Source organism: Escherichia coli, assembly GCF_036503815.1.
GTDB lineage: Bacteria > Pseudomonadota > Gammaproteobacteria > Enterobacterales > Enterobacteriaceae > Escherichia > Escherichia coli_F.
Window position 1 is genome coordinate 4,614,340 of the sequence record NZ_AP027764.1, and the last position, 22,862, is coordinate 4,637,201.

At 50.9% G+C, this 22,862-nt stretch carries 11 protein-coding genes, 1 tRNA gene and 3 rRNA genes; 4 read left to right on the forward strand and 11 right to left on the reverse strand.

The features are described 5' to 3' along the window. The first annotated feature begins 159 nt into the window (after positions 1-159). Positions 160-849: a dipeptidase PepE gene (gene pepE, locus AABJ99_RS22095; protein ID WP_338387453.1), complete on the forward strand. Its 690-nt coding sequence runs from the start codon at positions 160-162 to the stop codon at positions 847-849. Positions 850-938: 89 nt separating this feature from the next. On the opposite strand, the gene yjbB is transcribed toward pepE, so the two are convergent. Together yjbB and metH are read right to left on the reverse strand one after the other, a co-directional pair. Further along, on the reverse strand, positions 939-2,570 hold the full coding sequence (yjbB, locus tag AABJ99_RS22100; protein WP_039020358.1) for a Na/Pi cotransporter family protein: 1,632 nt from the start codon (positions 2,568-2,570) through the stop codon (positions 939-941). A 219-nt stretch (positions 2,571-2,789) separates the two neighbouring features. Continuing rightward, entirely contained in the window at positions 2,790-6,473 is a 3,684-nt protein-coding gene (gene metH / locus AABJ99_RS22105) for a methionine synthase (RefSeq protein WP_000096041.1), read from the reverse strand. Positions 6,474-6,672: 199 nt separating this feature from the next. Here metH and iclR point away from each other — a divergent pair, with 199 nt between their 5' ends. Beyond that, on the forward strand, positions 6,673-7,497 hold the full coding sequence (iclR, locus tag AABJ99_RS22110) for a glyoxylate bypass operon transcriptional repressor IclR (RefSeq protein WP_000226403.1): 825 nt from the start codon (positions 6,673-6,675) through the stop codon (positions 7,495-7,497). A 315-nt stretch (positions 7,498-7,812) separates the two neighbouring features. Then, positions 7,813-9,999: a ShET2/EspL2 family type III secretion system effector toxin gene (gene arpA / locus AABJ99_RS22115; protein ID WP_338387454.1), complete on the forward strand. Its 2,187-nt coding sequence runs from the start codon at positions 7,813-7,815 to the stop codon at positions 9,997-9,999. On the opposite strand, the gene aceK is transcribed toward arpA, so the two are convergent. The 4 genes from aceK to metA all read right to left on the reverse strand — a co-directional run bounded on the left by aceK (position 9,968) and on the right by metA (position 16,151). After that, positions 9,968-11,704 carry a bifunctional isocitrate dehydrogenase kinase/phosphatase gene (aceK, locus tag AABJ99_RS22120; protein ID WP_001137244.1) on the reverse strand — a complete coding sequence of 579 codons (1,737 nt, stop codon included), beginning with the start codon at positions 11,702-11,704 and terminating at the stop codon, positions 9,968-9,970. The two genes, arpA and aceK, sit on opposite strands and share 32 nt — an antisense overlap. Before the next feature lie 313 nt (positions 11,705-12,017). Continuing rightward, complete coding sequence (gene aceA / locus AABJ99_RS22125) at positions 12,018-13,322, reverse strand: isocitrate lyase (RefSeq protein WP_000857853.1); 1,305 nt, start codon at positions 13,320-13,322, stop codon at positions 12,018-12,020. 29 nt (positions 13,323-13,351) lie between these two features. Further along, positions 13,352-14,953, reverse strand: coding sequence for a malate synthase A (gene aceB, locus AABJ99_RS22130; RefSeq protein WP_000139788.1), 1,602 nt, complete (start codon positions 14,951-14,953; stop codon positions 13,352-13,354). A 268-nt stretch (positions 14,954-15,221) separates the two neighbouring features. Continuing rightward, positions 15,222-16,151, reverse strand: coding sequence for a homoserine O-acetyltransferase MetA (gene metA, locus AABJ99_RS22135; RefSeq protein ID WP_001122781.1), 930 nt, complete (start codon positions 16,149-16,151; stop codon positions 15,222-15,224). Positions 16,152-16,307: 156 nt separating this feature from the next. Between metA and yjaB the strand changes: the two genes are divergently transcribed. Next, complete coding sequence (gene yjaB, locus AABJ99_RS22140; RefSeq protein WP_000236983.1) at positions 16,308-16,751, forward strand: acetyltransferase; 444 nt, start codon at positions 16,308-16,310, stop codon at positions 16,749-16,751. Positions 16,752-16,814: 63 nt separating this feature from the next. Here yjaB and yjaA read toward each other — a convergent pair whose 3' ends face one another. The 5 genes from yjaA to AABJ99_RS22165 all read right to left on the reverse strand — a co-directional run bounded on the left by yjaA (position 16,815) and on the right by AABJ99_RS22165 (position 22,291). Next, positions 16,815-17,198, reverse strand: coding sequence for a YjaA family stress response protein (yjaA, locus tag AABJ99_RS22145; RefSeq protein ID WP_001353546.1), 384 nt, complete (start codon positions 17,196-17,198; stop codon positions 16,815-16,817). Between the two features lie 76 nt (positions 17,199-17,274). Then, positions 17,275-17,390, reverse strand: a 5S ribosomal RNA gene (rrf, locus tag AABJ99_RS22150). Between the two features lie 100 nt (positions 17,391-17,490). After that, positions 17,491-20,395: ribosomal RNA gene (locus tag AABJ99_RS22155) — 23S ribosomal RNA — on the reverse strand. A gap of 193 nt (positions 20,396-20,588) precedes the next feature. Then, positions 20,589-20,664 (reverse strand) — tRNA-Glu (locus AABJ99_RS22160). 85 nt (positions 20,665-20,749) lie between these two features. After that, positions 20,750-22,291, reverse strand: a 16S ribosomal RNA gene (locus AABJ99_RS22165). Together the 16S, 23S and 5S rRNA genes with 1 tRNA gene alongside form the textbook arrangement of a ribosomal RNA operon. Positions 22,292-22,862: the final 571 nt, after the last annotated feature.

Here is a 22,862-nt window from a genome sequence, read left to right on the forward strand (position 1 = left end):
AGTCATGTGCGAACTATTTGTTATTTCCATTGGCTTGAATTCGTTACCTGCTCAAATCACTTTCCAGAAGCAATGTGCGACATCGTGAGCCATGTCAGTAAGCGATTAAAATCACAGTGATAGCATGCCTCCCGTGATTTCTTACTAACCGGAGAAGTAATGGAACTGCTTTTATTGAGTAACTCGACGCTGCCGGGAAAAGCCTGGCTGGAACACGCGCTGCCGCTGATTGCTGAACAGTTGCAGGGTCGCCGTTCAGCGGTATTTATTCCTTTCGCGGGCGTAACGCAGACCTGGGATGATTACACAGCGAAAACGGCTGCGGTTCTCGCTCCGCTGGGTGTTTCTGTCACCGGTATTCATAGCGTTGTCGATCCCGTTGCCGCGATTGAAAATGCGGAAATTGTGATTGTCGGCGGCGGTAATACTTTCCAGTTGCTGAAACAGTGCCGCGAGCGCGGGCTGCTGGCACCAATTACTGACGTGGTGAAACGTGGCGCGCTGTATATTGGCTGGAGCGCAGGCGCTAACCTTGCTTGCCCAACCATTCGTACCACCAACGATATGCCGATTGTCGATCCGCAAGGTTTCGATGCGCTAAATCTGTTCCCGCTGCAAATCAACCCGCACTTCACCAACGCGCTGCCGGAAGGCCATAAAGGTGAAACCCGTGAGCAGCGTATTCGCGAACTGCTGGTCGTCGCGCCAGAACTGGCGATTATTGGTCTGCCGGAAGGTAACTGGATCACAGTAAGTAAAGGTCACGCTACGCTGGGTGGCCCGAACACCACTTATGTGTTTAAGGCTGGTGAAGAAGCGGTGCCGCTGGAAGCGGGTCACCGTTTTTAAGTGAATTGCCGGATGCATGATCCGGCATCTTGTACATAGTGCCTGATGCGACGCTTTACGCGTCTTATCAGGCCTATAGGGTCACGGTATTAATACTCGTCCCGTCCTTCATCTTCATCCGGCTGTTCCAGCACACTGTAAGCCACCGAACAAAACAGCGAGTTCAAACGCTGCATATCGCCCAGTAAGCCTAAATGTAGCGAACTGGTTTCAATGCTCTGCACGTTTTGCTGATGCAGGCGATCAACGTGGGCGTGAGAATAGCGGCGATTAAGAATGCGAAAACGATGCTTGCTGCGGCGTAAACGACGGGCGCTGGCAACATCGCCAGAGAAGAAAACCGACATGGCCAGTTTTAAATTACTGAGCAATTGCTCATAGAGTGCATCCAATTCCTTCAAGCCATCAAGCGAAAATGCTCGCCTTGCTGCCAGCGATTTGTCGGCAATTTCACTCCCCATGCGCTCGACGATATCGGAGGCCTGTTCAAGGTTAAGCGACATTTCGATAATCTCCGCCCAGCGACGCGACTCTTCCTCCGCCAGCTCTTCTTTTGGCATTCGCGCCAGATACAGCTTAATAGCGGTGTAGAGAACGTTGATATCATCTGCCAACTTACGCAGCTCTTTCTCCTGCCGTGGCTCGCCGTGCATCACTTTATTCAACCCTTCCATCATCTGTTCCATGGCGTCGCCAATGCGCAGGGTTTCGCGGGCAGCGTTCGCCAGAGCAAGCGTGGGCGTATCCAGCGCGCTGACATCCAGATGTTTAGGCCGTAGCTGGGTATCCAGTTCCGGTTCATCGCGAATAATCGTTTTGCAAAACCGTGCCATCGGGTCAACGAATGGCAACATGACCAGGCAGCGTACAAGGTTGTAGAAGACGTGGAAATAGATCACCAATTCCGCTTTTGACAATGGCAACTTCCCCATTGTCTCTGCCAGCAAATGGACAAACGGCAGGATAATCAGGCTACCCACCAGCTTAAACAGCAGGCTACCCAGCGCGACACGGCGAGCTGCGGCATTGGCGGCACTGTTGTTGAGCATCGCCAGCAAGCCGGAGCCGAGGTTAGCACCAATCACCAGACAAAGTGCCACGGGGAAGGAGATGATGCCTGCGGCGGTCAGAGTCGCGGTCAGCAGTACAGCAGCAAGGCTGGAGTAGCTGATAATGGCGAACATCGCGCCAATCAGCGCATCCAGCAGAATATCGCCGGTTAGCGAGGCAAAGATCACCTGAACGCCGTTTGCCTGGGTGATCGGCGTTACGGCCTGCACAATCAATTCCAGCGCCAGTAAAATCAGCCCAAGACCAATACCGACACGGCCTAGTTGCCCGGCGCGTGACTGTTTGCGGCCGAGGAAAAAAATCACGCCGATAAAAATAAGTAGCGGTGACAACCAGGATAAATCGAAGGTGAGAATACGCGCCATTAGCGCGGTCCCGACATCTGCACCCAGCACAATGACCAAAGCCGGTGCGAGGGCAACCAGATCCTGAGCGACGAACGAAGTCACCAGCATGGTGGTAGCATTACTGCTCTGCACCAGTGCGGTAACGCCGATCCCCGCACAAAAGGCGAGCGGCTTTTTTTCGACGCTCCGGCTCAGAACGGTACGCAGACGTGCGCCGAAGACGCGCATTACGCCTGTTCGAACAATATGTGTCCCCCAGACCAACAGGGCGACGGCAGAAAGCAGGTGAAGCAGCGTTAACACGAGTTCAGGTTCTCCTTATCGTTATATGTTCCTGAAGCAATTGAATGACCAAAGGACCGGAAACACGCTGACTGAAATCTTTATCGTGACTTTTGACATTCGTTTTTCCGGCTAAGATTATTCCAGCCTGATTCCAGTATAAGTGTTTCATATTAATAAAGAGACAGGGCACTCATTGAGCGCCCTGTTTGTTGTAAGGAAAAGTGACAGATTTGTGAATCAGTCCGCGTCATACCCCAGATTCGGTGCCAGCCAGCGCTCAACATCTGAGACGCTCATACCTTTACGGCGGGCATAGTCTTCGACCTGATCGCGCTGAATTTGCGCCACCGCGTAATACTTGCTGTCCGGGTGGCTGAAGTACCAACCCGAAACCGATGCACCGGGCCACATGGCGAAAGATTCTGTGAGTTTCATGCCGGTATGTTTTTCCACTTCCAGCAACTCCCAGATAGTGGCTTTTTCCGTATGTTCCGGGCAGGCCGGGTAGCCCGGTGCCGGACGGATGCCCTGGTAGTTTTCGCGGATCAGTTCTTCGTTGCTGAGGTTCTCGTTCGGCGCATAGCCCCAGTAGACTTTACGCACACGCTCATGGAGATACTCCGCAAAGGCTTCGGCTAAACGGTCGGCAAGCGCTTTCACCATGATTTTGTTGTAATCATCGTGCTGTGCTTCAAAGGCATCAGCCAGTGCGTCCTCTTCCAGTCCGCCAGTCACGGCAAATGCGCCGATGTAATCTGCTTTACCAGAAAGCTTCGGCGCAACGAAGTCAGCGAGACAGTAGTTAGCGAAGCCCGTTTTTTCGGTCTGTTGACGCAGATGGTGGCTGACGTTGATCACATGGGTACGCGTTTCGTCACGGTAGATTTCAATGTCATCGCCCACACGGTTTGCCGGGAACAGCCCCACCACGCCACGCGGATTCAGCGTTTTCTCGGCGCTTAATTTATCCAGCATGTCGTTGGCGTCTTTAAACAGCCGCTGCGCCTCAACGCCTACCACTTCATCTTCCAGAATGCGCGGATACTTCCCGGCCAGCGACCAGGTCATAAAGAACGGCGTCCAGTCGATGTAATTACGCAGCGTTTCGATGCTGGCTTCCACTTCCTGCACGCCGAGACGGTGCGCCACCGGCGGCGTATAAGCCTGCCAGTCAAAAGCGAAGTCGTTATCGCGCGCCGCTTCCAGCGTGACCGGTGGAGTGCGCGGTTTCTTGCGCCCGTGTTGAATACGCACGGTTTCGTACTCCTTGCGGGTACGAGCAACGAAATCATCGCGCTGAGTGTCGGAAAGCAGCGCCGCCACCACACCAACGGTGCGTGAAGCGTTCTGCACATACACCGTCGGGCCGCTGTAGTTCTGCTCGATTTTCACCGCCGTGTGCGCTTTTGAGGTGGTCGCGCCGCCAATCAATAGCGGAATGGTGAAGCCCTGACGCTCCATCTCTTTCGCCACGTTGACCATTTCATCCAGCGACGGCGTGATAAGCCCCGAAAGGCCAATCAAATCAGCATTCACTTCTTTGGCGGTGCGGAGAATTTTTTCCGCCGGCACCATCACGCCGAGATCAACAATTTCGTAGTTGTTACATTGCAGCACCACGCCAACGATATTTTTACCGATATCGTGGACATCGCCCTTCACTGTAGCGATCACCATCTTGCCGTTGGTTTTGCCCTGCTCTTTGCTGGCTTCAATAAACGGTTCGAGATACGCCACCGCCTGCTTCATCACACGCGCCGATTTGACCACCTGCGGCAAGAACATTTTGCCTTCGCCAAACAGATCGCCGACCACGTTCATGCCGTCCATCAACGGGCCTTCAATCACTTCAATCGGGCGCGTAGCCTGCTGGCGGGCTTCTTCGGTATCCTGCTCGATAAACTCGGTAATGCCTTTGACCAACGAGTATTCCAGACGTTTATTCACTTCCCACGAGCGCCACTCCGCCTGCTGGGCGTTGGCGGTGTCGTCGGTTTTGCTGCCGCGATATTTCTCGGCAAGCTCCAGTAAACGCTCGGTGCCATCGTCGCGACGATTAAGAATCACATCTTCCACCGCGTCGCGCAGTTCAGCGGGTAGGTCGTCGTAAATCGCCAGTTGCCCGGCGTTGACGATCCCCATATCCATGCCATTGCGAATAGCGTAGTAGAGGAACACCGCGTGAATGGCTTCGCGCACCGGATCGTTGCCACGGAATGAGAACGAAACGTTAGAAACGCCGCCGGAAATCAGCGCGTGCGGCAGTTCACGTTTGATGTCTTCACACGCGCCGATAAAGTCCTGCGCGTAGTTGTTGTGCTCTTCAATACCGGTTGCGACCGCGAAGATGTTCGGGTCAAAGATGATATCTTCTGGCGGGAAGCCAACCTCTTCGGTGAGGATTTTGTACGCCCGACGGCAAATCTCGATTTTCCGTGCGCGGGTATCGGCCTGGCCCTGTTCGTCAAAGGCCATCACCACGACTGCCGCACCGTAGCGACGCAACAGTTTCGCGTGATGAATAAAGGCGTCGACGCCCTCTTTCATCGAGATAGAGTTAACAATACCTTTGCCCTGGATACACTTCAGACCTTTTTCAATGACGTCCCATTTTGAGGAGTCGATCATAATCGGCACGCGAGCGATATCCGGTTCACCCGCAATCAGATTAAGGAAACGCACCATCGCCGCTTCGGCGTCGAGCATCCCTTCATCCATGTTGATATCGATAATCTGCGCGCCGTTTTCCACCTGCTGACGCGCCACATCCAACGCCTCGCTGTATTTCTCTTCTTTGATCAGGCGCTTGAACTTAGCGGAACCGGTGACGTTGGTGCGTTCACCCACGTTCACAAACAGGCTATCGTCGCCAATGTTCAGCGGCTCCAGGCCAGACAAACGGCAGGCTACGGGAATTTCCGGCAGTTTGCGCGGCGCTAATCCTTCTACTGCACGACTCATCGCTGCAATATGTTGTGGCGTGGTGCCACAGCAGCCGCCGACGATATTGAGAAAGCCCGCTTGTGCCCATTCACGTATTTGTTTTGCCATCGTGTCGGCGTCGAGATCGTATTCACCAAAGGCGTTGGGCAGCCCGGCGTTCGGGTGCGCGGTTACGTAGCATTCCGCAATCCGTGACAGCTCCTGCACGTACTGGCGCAGTTCATCGGGCCCCAGCGCACAGTTCAGGCCAAAGGTCAGCGCTTCGGCGTGGCGCAATGAGTTGTAAAATGCTTCAGTGGTCTGCCCGGAGAGCGTGCGCCCGGAGGCGTCAGTGATGGTGCCGGAGATCATTATCGGCAGTTCAACGCCCAGCGCTTCGAACTCCGTTTTCACCGCAAAGACCGCCGCTTTGGCGTTAAGGGTGTCGAAAACGGTTTCAATCAGGATCAGATCCGCACCGCCTTCCACCAGCGCTTTAGTGGATTCTCGATAAGCCGCCACCAACTGGTCAAAAGTGATGTTGCGGAATGCTGGATCGTTGACGTCCGGAGAAATAGACGCCGTGCGGTTGGTCGGGCCGAGAACACCGGCAACGTAGCGCGGTTTCTCCGGCGTACGGGCGGTCCACTCGTCAGCACAGGCACGGGCCAGCTTCGCCGCCGCAAAGTTGATTTCCGCCGACAGGGATTCCATCTGGTAATCCGCCATCGCAATAGTCGTGGAGTTGAAGGTGTTGGTTTCGATGATATCCGCGCCCGCTTCAAAGTAGGCGTTGTGGATAGCGGCGATCACTTCCGGTTTGCTGAGTACCAGCAGGTCGTTGTTGCCTTTGAGATCGCATGGCCAGTCGGCAAAGCGTTCACCACGAAAATCGGCTTCGTTCAGTCGATAGCTCTGGATCATAGTGCCCATACCGCCATCCAGCACCAGAATACGTTCATTTAACTGCGCACGCAGTTGTTCCACTTTGCTGCTCACACTTGCTCCCGACACGCTCAACCCAGATTTAATAAAAATTCAACAAACCATACTGGCATAAACGCATCTGTGGTAAAAGCGACCACCACGCAACATGAGATTTGTTCAACATTAACTCATCGGATCAGTTCAGCAACTATTGCATTAGCTAACAATAAAAATGAAAATGATTTCCACGATACAGAAAAAGGAGACTGTCATGGTCGCACCCATTCCCGCGAAACGCGGCAGAAAACCCGCCGTTGCCACCGCACCAGCGACTGGGCAGGTTCAGTCTTTAACGCGTGGTCTGAAATTACTGGAGTGGATTGCCGAATCCAATGGCAGTGTGGCACTCACGGAACTGGCGCAACAAGCCGGGTTACCCAACTCCACGACCCACCGTCTGCTAACCACGATGCAACAGCAGGGTTTCGTGCGTCAGGTCGGCGAACTGGGACACTGGGCAATCGGCGCACATGCCTTTATGGTCGGCAGCAGCTTTCTCCAGAGCCGTAATTTGTTAGCCATTGTTCACCCTATCCTGCGCAATCTAATGGAAGAGTCTGGCGAAACGGTAAATATGGCGGTGCTTGATCAAAGCGATCACGAAGCGATTATTATCGACCAGGTACAGTGTACGCACCTGATGCGTATGTCCGCCCCTATTGGCGGTAAATTACCGATGCACGCTTCCGGTGCGGGTAAAGCCTTTTTAGCCCAACTGAGCGAAGAACAGGTGACGAAGCTGCTGCACCGCAAAGGGTTACATGCCTATACCCACGCAACACTGGTGTCTCCTGTACATTTAAAAGAAGATCTCGCCCAAACGCGAAAACGGGGTTATTCATTTGACGATGAGGAACATGCGCTGGGGCTGCGTTGCCTCGCAGCGTGTATTTTCGACGAGCACCGCGAACCATTTGCGGCAATTTCGATTTCCGGGCCGATTTCACGTATTACCGATGATCGCGTAACCGAGTTTGGTGCGATGGTGATTAAAGCTGCGAAGGAAGTGACGCTGGCGTACGGTGGAATGCGCTGACTTTTTCTGGCGGGTAGAGGTAATATTCTGCCCGTCATACCTGAGTAGCAATAGAATAAGGGTATCTGTTAATCGCATTGACGCAAAAATAACTTAATATCATACACTTCACACACTTTTATTAACTCAGAATTATTTTTAAACATCAAACCACTTAATTATTAACAAAATCGCAAGAACTCATTGCGCCGAAACTTTTGCGGTTTCATTATTAGATTGAGCGATTTATGATATTTCTTTACTTGTAATCATATTAAATTTTTCACTGTTCTGATAGTTAAAATTCCAGACATCAATAAACAATGAGATATTTAAATGATTACTCGTATTCATCGCAATTCTTTCTCTTTAAATATTAATAATACAGCCCAGACAAATGAATACCAAAACCTGAGTGAATTGTTTTATAAAGAACTCGAGAATAAATTTTCTGGCAAGGAGCTGGGGACACCTCTATTAAAAAGCTTCTCAGAAAACTGTAGACAAAACGGCCGTCATATCTTTAGTAATAAGGATTTTGTCATTAAATTTTCCACATCTGTCTTACAGACTGATAAAAAAGAAATTACGATAATTAATAAAAATGAAAACACGACACTCACTCAAACCATTGCTCCAATATTTGAAGAATACCTAATGGAAATTTTACCTCAACGCTTAGACACTCTTGATAAACAAGAATTAAACCTAACCTCAGATAGAAAAGAAAAAGAATTTCCAAGAGTTAAACTTAATGGTCAATGTTATTTTCCGGGGCGCCCCCAAAACCGTATAGTATGCCGACACATTGCTGCACAATATATTAATGATATTTATCAGAATGTTGATTACAAACCCCATCAAGATGATTATTCTTCAGCTGAAAATTTTCTCGCTCACTTCAACAAAAAATGCAAAAACCAGACTTTGGCGTTAATTTCCAGCCGTCCTGAGGGGCGTTGTGTTGCTGCCTGCGGTGATTTCGGTCTAGTTATGAAGGCATATTTTGACAAGATGGAATCAAATGGTATCAGTGTTATGGCAGCCATATTATTGGTGGATAACCATGCTTTGACGGCCCGGCTAAGAATAAAAAATACAACTGAAGGATGTACCCATTACGTGGTTTCGGTTTATGATCCTAATGTAACTAACGATAAAATAAGAATCATGAGCGAAAGTAAAGAGGATATTAAACACTATTCTCTGATGGATTTTATGAATGTAGATTATAGCCTCCTGAAATGGTCAAATGATCATGTTATTAACCAATCTGTTGCAATAATTCCAGCACTTCCGAAAGAACAGCTATTGATGTTAAAAGGATCTGTGGATGAAATAACCCCTCCATTATCACCTGCAACGATGAATTTGCTCATGGCAATTGGTCAGAATCACAAACTTACGCAGCTGATGATTCAGCTCCAGAAAATGCCAGAACTACATAGAACAGAAATGTTGACTGCCTATAATAGTATTAACCTGCCAGGTTTATATTTGGCTATAAATTATGGTAATGCGGATATCGTTGAGACTATTTTCAATTCACTGTCAGCTCCTGGATATGAAGGATTACTCTCGAAAAAAAAACTCATTAATATTGTGGAGGCAAAAGATAAAAATGGTTGTTCTGGATTATTTTTAGCGATATCACGTAAGGATAAAAATGTCGTAACCTCGATTCTGAACGCCTTACCTAAACTTGCTGCTACACATCATTTAGATAACGAACAGGTGTATAAAATCCTGAGTGCCAAAAGTAGATCGTCCAGCCATGTTTTATACTATGTTATGGCGAATGGTGATGCCGACATGCTGAAAGTTTTTTTGGATGCATTACCTTTGTTAATTCGCACATGTCATTTGACTAAAGAGCAGGTATTCGTTCTCCTGAAGGCAAAGGATTTTTATGGTTACCCGGGGCTATACCTGGCGATGCAAAATGGGCATAGCGATATCGTGAGAGTTATACTCGAAGCATTGCCCTGTCTGGCCCAGGAAATTAACATTTCCGCTTCTGATATTGTAGATCTTCTGACCGCCAAAAATCTTGCGCGCGACACGGGTTTGTTTATAGCCATGCAGCGCGGACATATGAACGTTATTAAGACTATTTTTAACGCATTACCCACTCTGTTTAATACGTTTAAATTCGATAAAAAAAATATGAAGACCCTCCTCCTGGCACATAATTCTAATGAATATCCCGGTTTGTTTTCAGCGATACAGCATAAACAACAAAACGTTGTAGAGACAGTTTATCTTGCTTTATGTGACCATGCACGCCTTTTTGGATTTACCGCTGAAGATATTATGGATTTTTGGCAACATAAAGCGCCACAAAAATACTCTGCCTTTGAGTTGGCTTTTAAATTGGGTCACCGGGTTATTGCTGAATTAATCCTTAATACGTTAAATAAGATGGCTGAAAGCTATGGCTTTACGGATAACCCTCGATACATCGCGGAGAAAAATAAGATGGAAGCTTTACTCAAAAAAGCATCTCCCCATATCGTACGCTAAATCTTTGCCTGCGCCGGTACGCATAAACATCTTCCACATGCCCTTCACGTATGCGGTTTTGTAGTGCGCGCCAGTAGTCGGCGCGGAACAGATCGGCGTGCATCTCTTCAAACAGTGGCCCAATACGCGGGTCGGCGCATAGCCAGTGACGGAACTCTTCCGGGAAAACATCGCCCGGCGAGACGCTGTACCACGGTTCGCTGGCAAGTTCGTCTTCCGGGTAGCGCGGCGGTGGGATGTCGCGGAAGTTTACTTCCGTCATGTAGCAAATTTCATCGTAATCATAAAACACCACGCGCCCGTGACGGGTGACACCGAAGTTTTTAAACAGCATGTCGCCGGGGAAGATGTTGGCGGCAGCAAGCTGGCGAATGGCGTTGCCGTATTCTTCAATGGCGTCGCGCAACTGCTGACCTTCCACTTGTTCCAACCAGATATTGAGCGGCACCATCCGCCGCTCAATATAAAGATGGCGAATCACAATTTGTTCGCCGAGATCGGTGATTTTTTCCGCTGCTTCCTGGAGCAGTAATGCCATTAATGCCGGGGAAATATGCCGCTTCTCCAGCACAAAGTTTTCAAACTCCTGGGTGTCCGCCATTCGACCTACGCGATCGTGCTCTTTCACCAGTTGATAGCAGGCGCGAACGTGCGCGGCAGACATCTCTTTCTGCGGCGCGAACTTGTCTTTAATCACTTTGAACACCCGATCAAAACCCGGCAGCGTAAACACCAACATCACCATGCCACGAATACCCGGCGCTTCAATGAACTGCTCATTACAGCCCTGTAGATAAACGAGATATTCGCGGTAGCTCTCGGTTTTAGCGTGCTTCTGGCAGCCGATAGCCATATACAATTCTGCGGTCGTTTTACCTGGCAGAATTTCCCGTAGCCACTCGACCAGTGCTGCGGGCAGCGGTGCATAAACCATAAAATAGGAGCGTGCGAAGCCAAAGACGATGCTCGCTTCGGCGGTCGTCGTCAGGCAAGTATCAATAAATAACTCGCCGTCGTCCGTCTGGTGGATCGGCAGCAAAAATGGCAATGTGCCGGAAGGCGTGATCAGTTTGCCCACCAGCCAGGCGGCTTTATTGCGGTAAAACAGTTCGTTCGCCACCTGTAAATGACTTTCCGCGAGGTTGTCTGTCCCCAGCGTTTCCGTCAGATGGCGAACGATGTAATGAATGTCACGGCTTTTATTCTGCCAGCGCAGACGCAACGGCAGATCGCTGATAACACGCATCAGCAGAGATTCCCAGCCGTGATCGGGGGGAAAGTCTTTCGCCAGCGGGCGCGGAATGGTACGAAAACGGCGCTCAGGCTGGGAGGTAAAGATAAAAAGCCGCTCGGGAGTAAGCGAGCGGTGGTCAAATAACCGACAGTACACGGAGTTAAAAAAGCTCTCCGCAATCTCGAAGCGCGGGTAATCCGGCAACAGCCGGGTGTAATGCTCTTTAACGCGCAGTAAAAATGCCGCGTCCGTGCTTTGGCCGTTGGTAATGCAGCGCAGTTGCTCCACCACCAGACCCACGTGATGATCGTAAAGATGGATACGGTTTTTCATCGCCTGCTGGACAGCGTGCCAGTCGGCTTGTTCGAAACGCTGCTGCGCCCCGGAAGTCACTTCGAGGAATCGACCATACTGAGCGTCGAAGCCTTGCAGAATGGTTTGTGCAATCAGTAATTCCAGGCCACGCGGCATTTGTTGCCCTCATCAGGAGCAGTGAATTGCCGGATAAGACGCGCAAATCGTCGCATCAGGCGTTGATTGCCGGATGCGGCGTGAACGCCTTATCCAGCCTACGGTCAGCAACGGTTGTAGGCCTAATAAGACGCGCAAGCGTCGCATCAGGCATCGTGCACCGATTGCCGGATGCGGCGTGAACGCGTTATCCGGCCTACGTTCGGCAACGACTGTAGGCCTGATAAGACGCGCAAGCGTCGCATCAGGCGCTCATTGTCGGATGCGGCGTGAACGCCTTATCCGACCTACAGTCAGCAACGGTTGTTGTTGCTTAGAACTGCGATTCTTCGGTGGAGCCGGTCAGCGCGGTGACTGAAGACGTGCCGCCCTGAATAATGGTCGTCACTTTATCGAAATAACCTGTACCCACTTCCTGCTGGTGAGATACGAAGGTATAGCCATCTTTCGCGGCGGCAAATTCCGGCTGCTGCACTTTCTCAACATAGTGCTTCATACCCTCGCCCTGGGCATAGGCGTTTGCCAGGTCAAACATGTTGAACCACATGCTGTGGATGCCTGCCAGGGTGATGAACTGGAACTTGTAGCCCATATCCGACAGCTGCTGCTGGAAGCTGGCAATAGTTTTGTCGTCGAGATTTTTCTGCCAGTTGAAGGACGGCGAGCAGTTATAAGCCAGCAGTTTGCCTGGATATTTCGCGTGGATAGCTTCCGCAAAGCGACGCGCCAGTTCCAGATCCGGCGTAGAGGTTTCACACCAAACCAGGTCAGCATATGGCGCATACGCCAGGCCACGGCTGATCGCTTGTTCAATACCTGCATGAGTACGGAAGAAGCCTTCGCTGGTACGCTCGCCGGTAATAAATTCGCTGTCATATGGGTCGCAATCGGAGGTAATCAGATCCGCCGCATCGGCATCGGTACGAGCAACCAGCAGGGTTGGAACGCCCGTCACGTCAGCTGCCAGACGCGCCGCGACCAGTTTCTGAATAGCTTCCTGAGTTGGCACTAAAACTTTGCCGCCCATGTGACCGCATTTCTTCACTGATGCCAGCTGATCTTCGAAGTGAACTGCCGCTGCACCGGCTTCAATCATCGCTTTCATCAGTTCAAAGGCATTCAGGACACCGCCAAAACCGGCTTCCGCATCGGCAACGATCGGCAGGAAGTAATCGACATAGCGCGGATCGCCCGGCTCAATGCCCGCGGACCATTGGATCTGATCGGCACGACGGAAGGTGTTGTTGATCCGCTCCACCACAGCTGGCACCGAGTTTGCCGGATAGAGCGACTGATCCGGATACATGCTGGCCGCCAGGTTAGCGTCCGCCGCTACCTGCCATCCCGACAGATAGACTGCTTCAATACCCGCTTTCGCCTGTTGCAGCGCCTGACCGCCAGTCAGTGCACCGAGGCTGTTGATGTAGCCTTTTTTCGACTCGCCATGCAGCAGACGCCACATTTTCGCCGCGCCCAGTTGCGCCAGCGTGCATTCAGGATTGACTGAACCGCGTAATTTCACCACATCTTCCGCGCTGTATGGGCGAGTAATGCCTTCCCAACGCGGTTGAGTCCACTCTTTCTGTAATTCTTCAATTTGTTGTGTACGGGTTTTCATGTGCAGATGCTCCATAGTTATGTGGTGGTTTACGCTAACAGGCGGTAGCCTGGCAGGGTCAGGAAATCTATTAACTCATCGGAAGTGGTGATCTGTTCCATCAAGCGTGCGGCATCGTCAAAACGCCCCTGGGAGAAACGTTCTTCGCCCAGTTCGCTGGCAATGACTTTCATCTCTTCGCCCAGCATCTGGCGGAACAAGGCTTTGGTCACCGGTTTGCCATTGCTCAACGTTTTTTGATGATGGATCCACTGCCAGATTGAGGTACGGGAAATTTCAGCCGTCGCAGCATCTTCCATCAGGCCATAAATCGGCACACAGCCGTTGCCAGAGATCCACGCTTCGATGTACTGCACAGCCACGCGAATGTTGGCGCGCATACCTTCTTCGGTGCGTTCACCATCACAAGGTGCCAGCAGCTGATCGGCAGTAATCGGCGCGTCTTGTTCGCGCATCACTTCAAGCTGATTTTTACGGGAGCCGAGAATGTCGTTGAATACCGCCATTGCCGTATCCGCAAGGCCTGGGTGAGCGATCCATGTGCCATCGTGACCGTTGTTGGCTTCCAGCGCTTTATCCGCTTTTACTTTGTTGAGCACCTGGTTATTGCGCTCTTCATCTTTGCTCGGAATAAACGCCGCCATGCCGCCCATCGCAAATGCGCCGCGTTTATGGCAGGTTTTTATCAACAGGCGTGAGTAAGCATTCAGGAATGGTTTATCCATCGTCACTGCCTGTCTGTCTGGCAGGACGCGATCGGGATAGTTTTTCAACGTTTTGATATAGCTGAAGATGTAATCCCAGCGACCGCAGTTCAGACCAACAATATGGTCACGCAACGCGTGAAGGATTTCGTCCATCTGGAACACAGCAGGCAGCGTTTCAATCAGCAACGTCGCCTTGATGGTACCGCGCGGCAGATTAAAGCGATCTTCTGCATAGCCGAAGACTTCGCTCCACCAGGCCGCTTCCTGCCAGGACTGGGTTTTCGGCAGATAGAAATAGGGACCGCTGCCCTTTGCCAACAGGGCCTGATAGTTGTGGAAGAAATAGAGCGCAAAATCAAACAGGCTGCCAGGAATTGCTTCGCCGCGCCAGGTGACATGTTTTTCCGGCAAATGCAGACCGCGTACCCGACAAATCAAAACCGCTGGATTGGGCTTGAGCTGGTAAATTTTGCCTGCTTCATTGGTATAGCTGATGGTGCCGTTAACCGCATCGCGCAGGTTAATTTGCCCGTCGATCACTTTGTTCCAGTCTGGTGCCAGTGAATCTTCGAAATCGGCCATAAAGACTTTCACATTGGCGTTGAGCGCGTTGATCACCATCTTGCGCTCAACCGGGCCGGTAATCTCTACCCGACGATCTTCTAAGTCCGCAGGAATCCCGCGAATTTTCCAGTCAGCATCACGAATGGAAGCTGTTTCCGAAATAAAATCAGGCAACGTTCCGTTATCGATATCCTGCTGCTGCTGAATGCGCGCTGCCAGAAGTTTATTGCGTTGTGGCGTAAAATGCGTCACCAGCTCAGTCAGAAACTCTACCGCTTCGGCAGTAAGAATTTGCTTCTCCTGCTCGCCATACGGCCTTGTGAAAACCAGTTCATCGGTTGTTGTTACCTGTTCAGTCATCGTGCAGCTCCTCGTCATGGATCCGAAAACTTCCCCACTGTGAACGAAGGATCGTTGTGTGCTTTTCGTTCAGCACAACTAAGACTACTCATTTAAAATGCAAAATCAAAAACAATTTCCATTTTAAATAAAAATACATGTTAACCTATTGATAACAATATGAATAAAATTTATTCACCTCTTGAGGTGTGTTTCGGAAATAAAAAAGGCACCCGAAGGTGCCTGAGGTAAGGTGCTGAATCGCTTAACGATCGACTATCACAGATGATTAATCCAGCGTTGGATTCATGTGCCGTAGATCGTATGGCGTGATCTGGTAGACGTAATAGTTGAGCCAGTTGGTAAACAGCAAATTACCGTGACTACGCCAGCTCGCTCGCGGTGTATTTTGCGGATCATTATGCGGGAAATAGTTATACGGTACATCCGGGTCTAGTCCGGCTTCCACATCGCGGAAAAATTCCTGCGCCAGCGTATGTGCGTCGTATTCCGGATGCCCCGTCACAAAGGCAATGCGCTTATCTTTGCTGGCAAACAGATATGCATCCCCTTCTTCTGTCTCCGCCAGAATTTCCAGATCGGTATAATCACGAATCAACGCTGCCGGAAAGTCAGCATAGCGCGAATGCGGTGCCAGGAATGAATCATCAAAGCCACGCGTCAGAAGTGCATGAGGATGGAGAATATGATGCTCGTAAACGCCAGATAGTTTGTCGGTGCGGGTTTGCTTAGGAATGCCATAGAGGATATTGAGCGCTGCCTGTACCGCCCAACAGACAAACAGCGTTGAGGTGACGTGATCTTTCGACCACTCCAGCACCTGTTTGATCTGCGGCCAGTAAGCGACATCATTAAACTCCACCAGGCCCAGCGGCGCGCCGGTAACTATCAGACCGTCAAAGTTTTGTTCCTGAATATCTTCAAAGTTACAGTAGAAGTTATTCAGATGCTCTGCGGGCGTGTTGCGCGATTCACGGGAATCGATGCGCAACAGCTGAATATCGACCTGCAAAGGCGAGTTTGAAAGCAGACGCAGAAACTGATTTTCAGTTTCAATTTTCTTCGGCATCAGGTTAAGGATAAGCACCTTTAGCGGACGAATTTCCTGACCAGACGCGCGAGAAGTTGTCATCACAAAGACGTTTTCTTCACGCAAGAAATTGACGGCGGGTAGCTCGTCCGGCACACGAATCGGCATAACCTGATTACCTCACTACATACGCTTATACGTTTAGACATCCAGATAGCTGAAGATAACCAGAAAATTTGCCAATGTCGAGCCTGCATGTTGAAGGTGAGAAAGTTTCAAGGAAAAGGCTACGTTAGAATATAAGAATGACGAAAAGGAGAGAAAATGGTTATTAGTATTCGCCGCTCACGGCATGAGGAAGGGGAAGAACTGGTTGCGATTTGGTGCCGTTCTGTCGATGCCACTCACGATTTTTTATCAGCAGAGTATCGGGCCGAGCTGGAAGAGCTGGTGCGTTCCTTCCTGCCGGAAGCGCCGTTGTGGGTCGCGGTTAATGAGCGGGATCGGCCGGTTGGGTTTATGTTGTTAAGTGGGCAGCATATGGATGCGCTGTTTATCGATCCTGATGTGCGCGGCTGCGGCGTGGGTCGGATGCTGGTGGAACATGCGCTCTCGATGGCACCGGAACTGACAACCAATGTTAATGAGCAAAATGCCCGGGCGGTAGGGTTCTATAAGAAGTTGGGATTTAAGGTTACGGGACGCTCTGAGGTGGACGATTTGGGGAAACCGTATCCGTTGCTGAATCTGGCGTATGTGGAGGCGTAGGCATTTTTTTTCTCATCCCGGTGAGCTGAACTTCAGGTTTCGTACCCACCAATGGTGACATGATTATTTCTGCTTAAGCATTGCCATGACCGCACTATCACTGAGCACCACTGATTGCGCATGGATGTGGAAATGGCGATATTTCATTAACGTTGCACCAGCGACCACTTCATGAAGAATGCGTTCCTCAACCTGTGACAAACCGCCCTCATTCATTTCCAGCGCGCTCACAACAATATCCATACGTTTTGCTGGCAAAAAAGAGTACCAGGGTGAACGTGGGTGGAGTTGCAAAACAAGATCTTGCAGAACTTTTTCTGCAACAAAGAAATTGGCGATTAACAGGCGCTGGTTACTGAAGGCAGCCTCTCCTGACACTTCACGTTTGCTTTCAAGATCGCGAACAGTAATTTGATTACGACGAATTTGGATATACAGAACTGACATGAGATTCCCTTCATCATGCAAATAATTAATATGCAAAAAACCCCGGCCTTATGGACCGGGGTTTTTCTAATTTGATGCCTGGCAGTTTCCTACTCTCGCATGGGGAGACCCCACACTACCATCGGCGCTACGGCGTTTCACTTCTGAGTTCGGCATGGGGTCAGGTGGGACCACCGCGCTAAGGCCGCCAGGCAAATTCTGTTTATCAACACGTCATGTTCTGACCTGTCGATGTCATCTGTATCAAGCTTACTTGTCGATGTCTCTTCCGCCAAAACACCTTCGGCGTTGTAAGGTTAAGCCTCACGGTTCATTAGTACCGGTTAGCTCAACGCATCGCTGCGCTTACACACCCGGCCTATCAACGTCGTCGTCTTCAACGTTCCTTCAGGACCCTTAAAGGGTCAGGGAGAACTCATCTCGGGGCAAGTTTCGTGCTTAGATGCTTTCAGCACTTATCTCTTCCGCATTTAGCTACCGGGCAGTGCCATTGGCATGACAACCCGAACACCAGTGATGCGTCCACTCCGGTCCTCTCGTACTAGGAGCAGCCCCCCTCAGTTCTCCAGCGCCCACGGCAGATAGGGACCGAACTGTCTCACGACGTTCTAAACCCAGCTCGCGTACCACTTTAAATGGCGAACAGCCATACCCTTGGGACCTACTTCAGCCCCAGGATGTGATGAGCCGACATCGAGGTGCCAAACACCGCCGTCGATATGAACTCTTGGGCGGTATCAGCCTGTTATCCCCGGAGTACCTTTTATCCGTTGAGCGATGGCCCTTCCATTCAGAACCACCGGATCACTATGACCTGCTTTCGCACCTGCTCGCGCCGTCACGCTCGCAGTCAAGCTGGCTTATGCCATTGCACTAACCTCCTGATGTCCGACCAGGATTAGCCAACCTTCGTGCTCCTCCGTTACTCTTTAGGAGGAGACCGCCCCAGTCAAACTACCCACCAGACACTGTCCGCAACCCGGATTACGGGCCAACGTTAGAACATCAAACATTAAAGGGTGGTATTTCAAGGTCGGCTCCATGCAGACTGGCGTCCACACTTCAAAGCCTCCCACCTATCCTACACATCAAGGCTCAATGTTCAGTGTCAAGCTATAGTAAAGGTTCACGGGGTCTTTCCGTCTTGCCGCGGGTACACTGCATCTTCACAGCGAGTTCAATTTCACTGAGTCTCGGGTGGAGACAGCCTGGCCATCATTACGCCATTCGTGCAGGTCGGAACTTACCCGACAAGGAATTTCGCTACCTTAGGACCGTTATAGTTACGGCCGCCGTTTACCGGGGCTTCGATCAAGAGCTTCGCGTTACCGCTAACCCCATCAATTAACCTTCCGGCACCGGGCAGGCGTCACACCGTATACGTCCACTTTCGTGTTTGCACAGTGCTGTGTTTTTAATAAACAGTTGCAGCCAGCTGGTATCTTCGACTGATTTCAGCTCCACGAGCAAGTCGCTTCACCTACATATCAGCGTGCCTTCTCCCGAAGTTACGGCACCATTTTGCCTAGTTCCTTCACCCGAGTTCTCTCAAGCGCCTTGGTATTCTCTACCTGACCACCTGTGTCGGTTTGGGGTACGATTTGATGTTACCTGATGCTTAGAGGCTTTTCCTGGAAGCAGGGCATTTGTTGCTTCAGCACCGTAGTGCCTCGTCATCACGCCTCAGCCTTGATTTTCCGGATTTGCCTGGAAAACCAGCCTACACGCTTAAACCGGGACAACCGTCGCCCGGCCAACATAGCCTTCTCCGTCCCCCCTTCGCAGTAACACCAAGTACAGGAATATTAACCTGTTTCCCATCGACTACGCCTTTCGGCCTCGCCTTAGGGGTCGACTCACCCTGCCCCGATTAACGTTGGACAGGAACCCTTGGTCTTCCGGCGAGCGGGCTTTTCACCCGCTTTATCGTTACTTATGTCAGCATTCGCACTTCTGATACCTCCAGCATACCTCACAGCACACCTTCACAGGCTTACAGAACGCTCCCCTACCCAACAACACATAGTGTCGCTGCCGCAGCTTCGGTGCATGGTTTAGCCCCGTTACATCTTCCGCGCAGGCCGACTCGACCAGTGAGCTATTACGCTTTCTTTAAATGATGGCTGCTTCTAAGCCAACATCCTGGCTGTCTGGGCCTTCCCACATCGTTTCCCACTTAACCATGACTTTGGGACCTTAGCTGGCGGTCTGGGTTGTTTCCCTCTTCACGACGGACGTTAGCACCCGCCGTGTGTCTCCCGTGATAACATTCTCCGGTATTCGCAGTTTGCATCGGGTTGGTAAGTCGGGATGACCCCCTTGCCGAAACAGTGCTCTACCCCCGGAGATGAATTCACGAGGCGCTACCTAAATAGCTTTCGGGGAGAACCAGCTATCTCCCGGTTTGATTGGCCTTTCACCCCCAGCCACAAGTCATCCGCTAATTTTTCAACATTAGTCGGTTCGGTCCTCCAGTTAGTGTTACCCAACCTTCAACCTGCCCATGGCTAGATCACCGGGTTTCGGGTCTATACCCTGCAACTTAACGCCCAGTTAAGACTCGGTTTCCCTTCGGCTCCCCTATTCGGTTAACCTTGCTACAGAATATAAGTCGCTGACCCATTATACAAAAGGTACGCAGTCACACGCCGAAGCGTGCTCCCACTGCTTGTACGTACACGGTTTCAGGTTCTTTTTCACTCCCCTCGCCGGGGTTCTTTTCGCCTTTCCCTCACGGTACTGGTTCACTATCGGTCAGTCAGGAGTATTTAGCCTTGGAGGATGGTCCCCCCATATTCAGACAGGATACCACGTGTCCCGCCCTACTCATCGAGCTCACAGCATGTGCATTTTTGTGTACGGGGCTGTCACCCTGTATCGCGCGCCTTTCCAGACGCTTCCACTAACACACACACTGATTCAGGCTCTGGGCTCCTCCCCGTTCGCTCGCCGCTACTGGGGGAATCTCGGTTGATTTCTTTTCCTCGGGGTACTTAGATGTTTCAGTTCCCCCGGTTCGCTTCATTACGCTATGTATTCACGTAATGATAGTGCAACGAATTGCACTGGGTTTCCCCATTCGGAAATCGCCGGTTATAACGGTTCATATCACCTTACCGACGCTTATCGCAGATTAGCACGTCCTTCATCGCCTCTGACTGCCAGGGCATCCACCGTGTACGCTTAGTCGCTTAACCTCACAACCCGAAGATGTTTCTTGCGATTCATCATCGTGTTGCGAAAATTTGAGAGACTCACGAACAACTCTCGTTGTTCAGTGTTTCAATTTTCAGCTTGATCCAGATTTTTAAAGAGCAAATATCTCAAACGTCACCCGAAGATGAGTTTTGAGATATTAAGGCAGGTGACTTTCACTCACAAACCAGCAAGTGGCGTCCCCTAGGGGATTCGAACCCCTGTTACCGCCGTGAAAGGGCGGTGTCCTGGGCCTCTAGACGAAGGGGACGTATCAGTCTGCTTCGCAAGACGCCTTGCTTTTCACTTTCTATCAGACAATCTGTGTGAGCACTGCAAAGTACAGTTCTTTAAGGTAAGGAGGTGATCCAACCGCAGGTTCCCCTACGGTTACCTTGTTACGACTTCACCCCAGTCATGAATCACAAAGTGGTAAGCGCCCTCCCGAAGGTTAAGCTACCTACTTCTTTTGCAACCCACTCCCATGGTGTGACGGGCGGTGTGTACAAGGCCCGGGAACGTATTCACCGTGGCATTCTGATCCACGATTACTAGCGATTCCGACTTCATGGAGTCGAGTTGCAGACTCCAATCCGGACTACGACGCACTTTATGAGGTCCGCTTGCTCTCGCGAGGTCGCTTCTCTTTGTATGCGCCATTGTAGCACGTGTGTAGCCCTGGTCGTAAGGGCCATGATGACTTGACGTCATCCCCACCTTCCTCCAGTTTATCACTGGCAGTCTCCTTTGAGTTCCCGGCCGGACCGCTGGCAACAAAGGATAAGGGTTGCGCTCGTTGCGGGACTTAACCCAACATTTCACAACACGAGCTGACGACAGCCATGCAGCACCTGTCTCACGGTTCCCGAAGGCACATTCTCATCTCTGAAAACTTCCGTGGATGTCAAGACCAGGTAAGGTTCTTCGCGTTGCATCGAATTAAACCACATGCTCCACCGCTTGTGCGGGCCCCCGTCAATTCATTTGAGTTTTAACCTTGCGGCCGTACTCCCCAGGCGGTCGACTTAACGCGTTAGCTCCGGAAGCCACGCCTCAAGGGCACAACCTCCAAGTCGACATCGTTTACGGCGTGGACTACCAGGGTATCTAATCCTGTTTGCTCCCCACGCTTTCGCACCTGAGCGTCAGTCTTCGTCCAGGGGGCCGCCTTCGCCACCGGTATTCCTCCAGATCTCTACGCATTTCACCGCTACACCTGGAATTCTACCCCCCTCTACGAGACTCAAGCTTGCCAGTATCAGATGCAGTTCCCAGGTTGAGCCCGGGGATTTCACATCTGACTTAACAAACCGCCTGCGTGCGCTTTACGCCCAGTAATTCCGATTAACGCTTGCACCCTCCGTATTACCGCGGCTGCTGGCACGGAGTTAGCCGGTGCTTCTTCTGCGGGTAACGTCAATGAGCAAAGGTATTAACTTTACTCCCTTCCTCCCCGCTGAAAGTACTTTACAACCCGAAGGCCTTCTTCATACACGCGGCATGGCTGCATCAGGCTTGCGCCCATTGTGCAATATTCCCCACTGCTGCCTCCCGTAGGAGTCTGGACCGTGTCTCAGTTCCAGTGTGGCTGGTCATCCTCTCAGACCAGCTAGGGATCGTCGCCTAGGTGAGCCGTTACCCCACCTACTAGCTAATCCCATCTGGGCACATCCGATGGCAAGAGGCCCGAAGGTCCCCCTCTTTGGTCTTGCGACGTTATGCGGTATTAGCTACCGTTTCCAGTAGTTATCCCCCTCCATCAGGCAGTTTCCCAGACATTACTCACCCGTCCGCCACTCGTCAGCGAATCAGCAAGCTGATTCCTGTTACCGTTCGACTTGCATGTGTTAGGCCTGCCGCCAGCGTTCAATCTGAGCCATGATCAAACTCTTCAATTTAAAAGTTTGATGCTCAAAGAATTAAACTTCGTAATGAATTACGTGTTCACTCTTGAGACTTGGTATTCATTTTCGTCTTGTGACGTTAAGAATCCGTATCTTCGAGTGCCCACACAGATTGTCTGATAAATTGTTAAAGAGCAGTTGCGACGCGGCTTTCAGCTCACTGTCGCGAGGTGGCGTATATTACGCTTTCCTCTTTCAGAGTCAACCCTGAATTTCAGGATTTTTCTCTTCAACCGAACCGGCTGTTTGTGTGAAGTGATTCACATCCGCCGTGTCGATGGAGGCGCATTATAGGGAGTTCTCCGCAGGCCGCAATAGAAAAATTGCAGAAAAATGACTGACTGCTGCATTCCCCAGCAAAACCCCGCTTTATACCTTTTTACGCACAGAGTTATCCACAATCATCAACGTAATTTCTGTATTTTTCCCACGGTAAACACTGTCAAAATTGTGATCACCCTTGAAAGAGAAAAATTCGCGAGCGTTGCGCAAACGTTTTCGTTACAATGCGGGCGAAAAATAAGGATGCCCCGTTAGGGGCGTTAGCTGAGTTTTTCGCGAAAAA

What these genes read in the sequence shown, in the direction of transcription:
- yjaB (WP_000236983.1), top strand. Translation starts at nt 16,308, where the DNA reads ATGGTTATTAGTATTCGCCGCTCACGGCATGAGGAAGGGGAAGAACTG.
- aceA (WP_000857853.1), bottom strand. Translation starts at nt 13,322, where the DNA reads ATGAAAACCCGTACACAACAAATTGAAGAATTACAGAAAGAGTGGACT.
- arpA (WP_338387454.1), top strand. Translation starts at nt 7,813, where the DNA reads ATGATTACTCGTATTCATCGCAATTCTTTCTCTTTAAATATTAATAAT.
- metA (WP_001122781.1), bottom strand. Translation starts at nt 16,151, where the DNA reads ATGCCGATTCGTGTGCCGGACGAGCTACCCGCCGTCAATTTCTTGCGT.
- aceB (WP_000139788.1), bottom strand. Translation starts at nt 14,953, where the DNA reads ATGACTGAACAGGTAACAACAACCGATGAACTGGTTTTCACAAGGCCG.
- yjaA (WP_001353546.1), bottom strand. Translation starts at nt 17,198, where the DNA reads ATGTCAGTTCTGTATATCCAAATTCGTCGTAATCAAATTACTGTTCGC.
- pepE (WP_338387453.1), top strand. Translation starts at nt 160, where the DNA reads ATGGAACTGCTTTTATTGAGTAACTCGACGCTGCCGGGAAAAGCCTGG.
- aceK (WP_001137244.1), bottom strand. Translation starts at nt 11,704, where the DNA reads ATGCCGCGTGGCCTGGAATTACTGATTGCACAAACCATTCTGCAAGGC.
- iclR (WP_000226403.1), top strand. Translation starts at nt 6,673, where the DNA reads ATGGTCGCACCCATTCCCGCGAAACGCGGCAGAAAACCCGCCGTTGCC.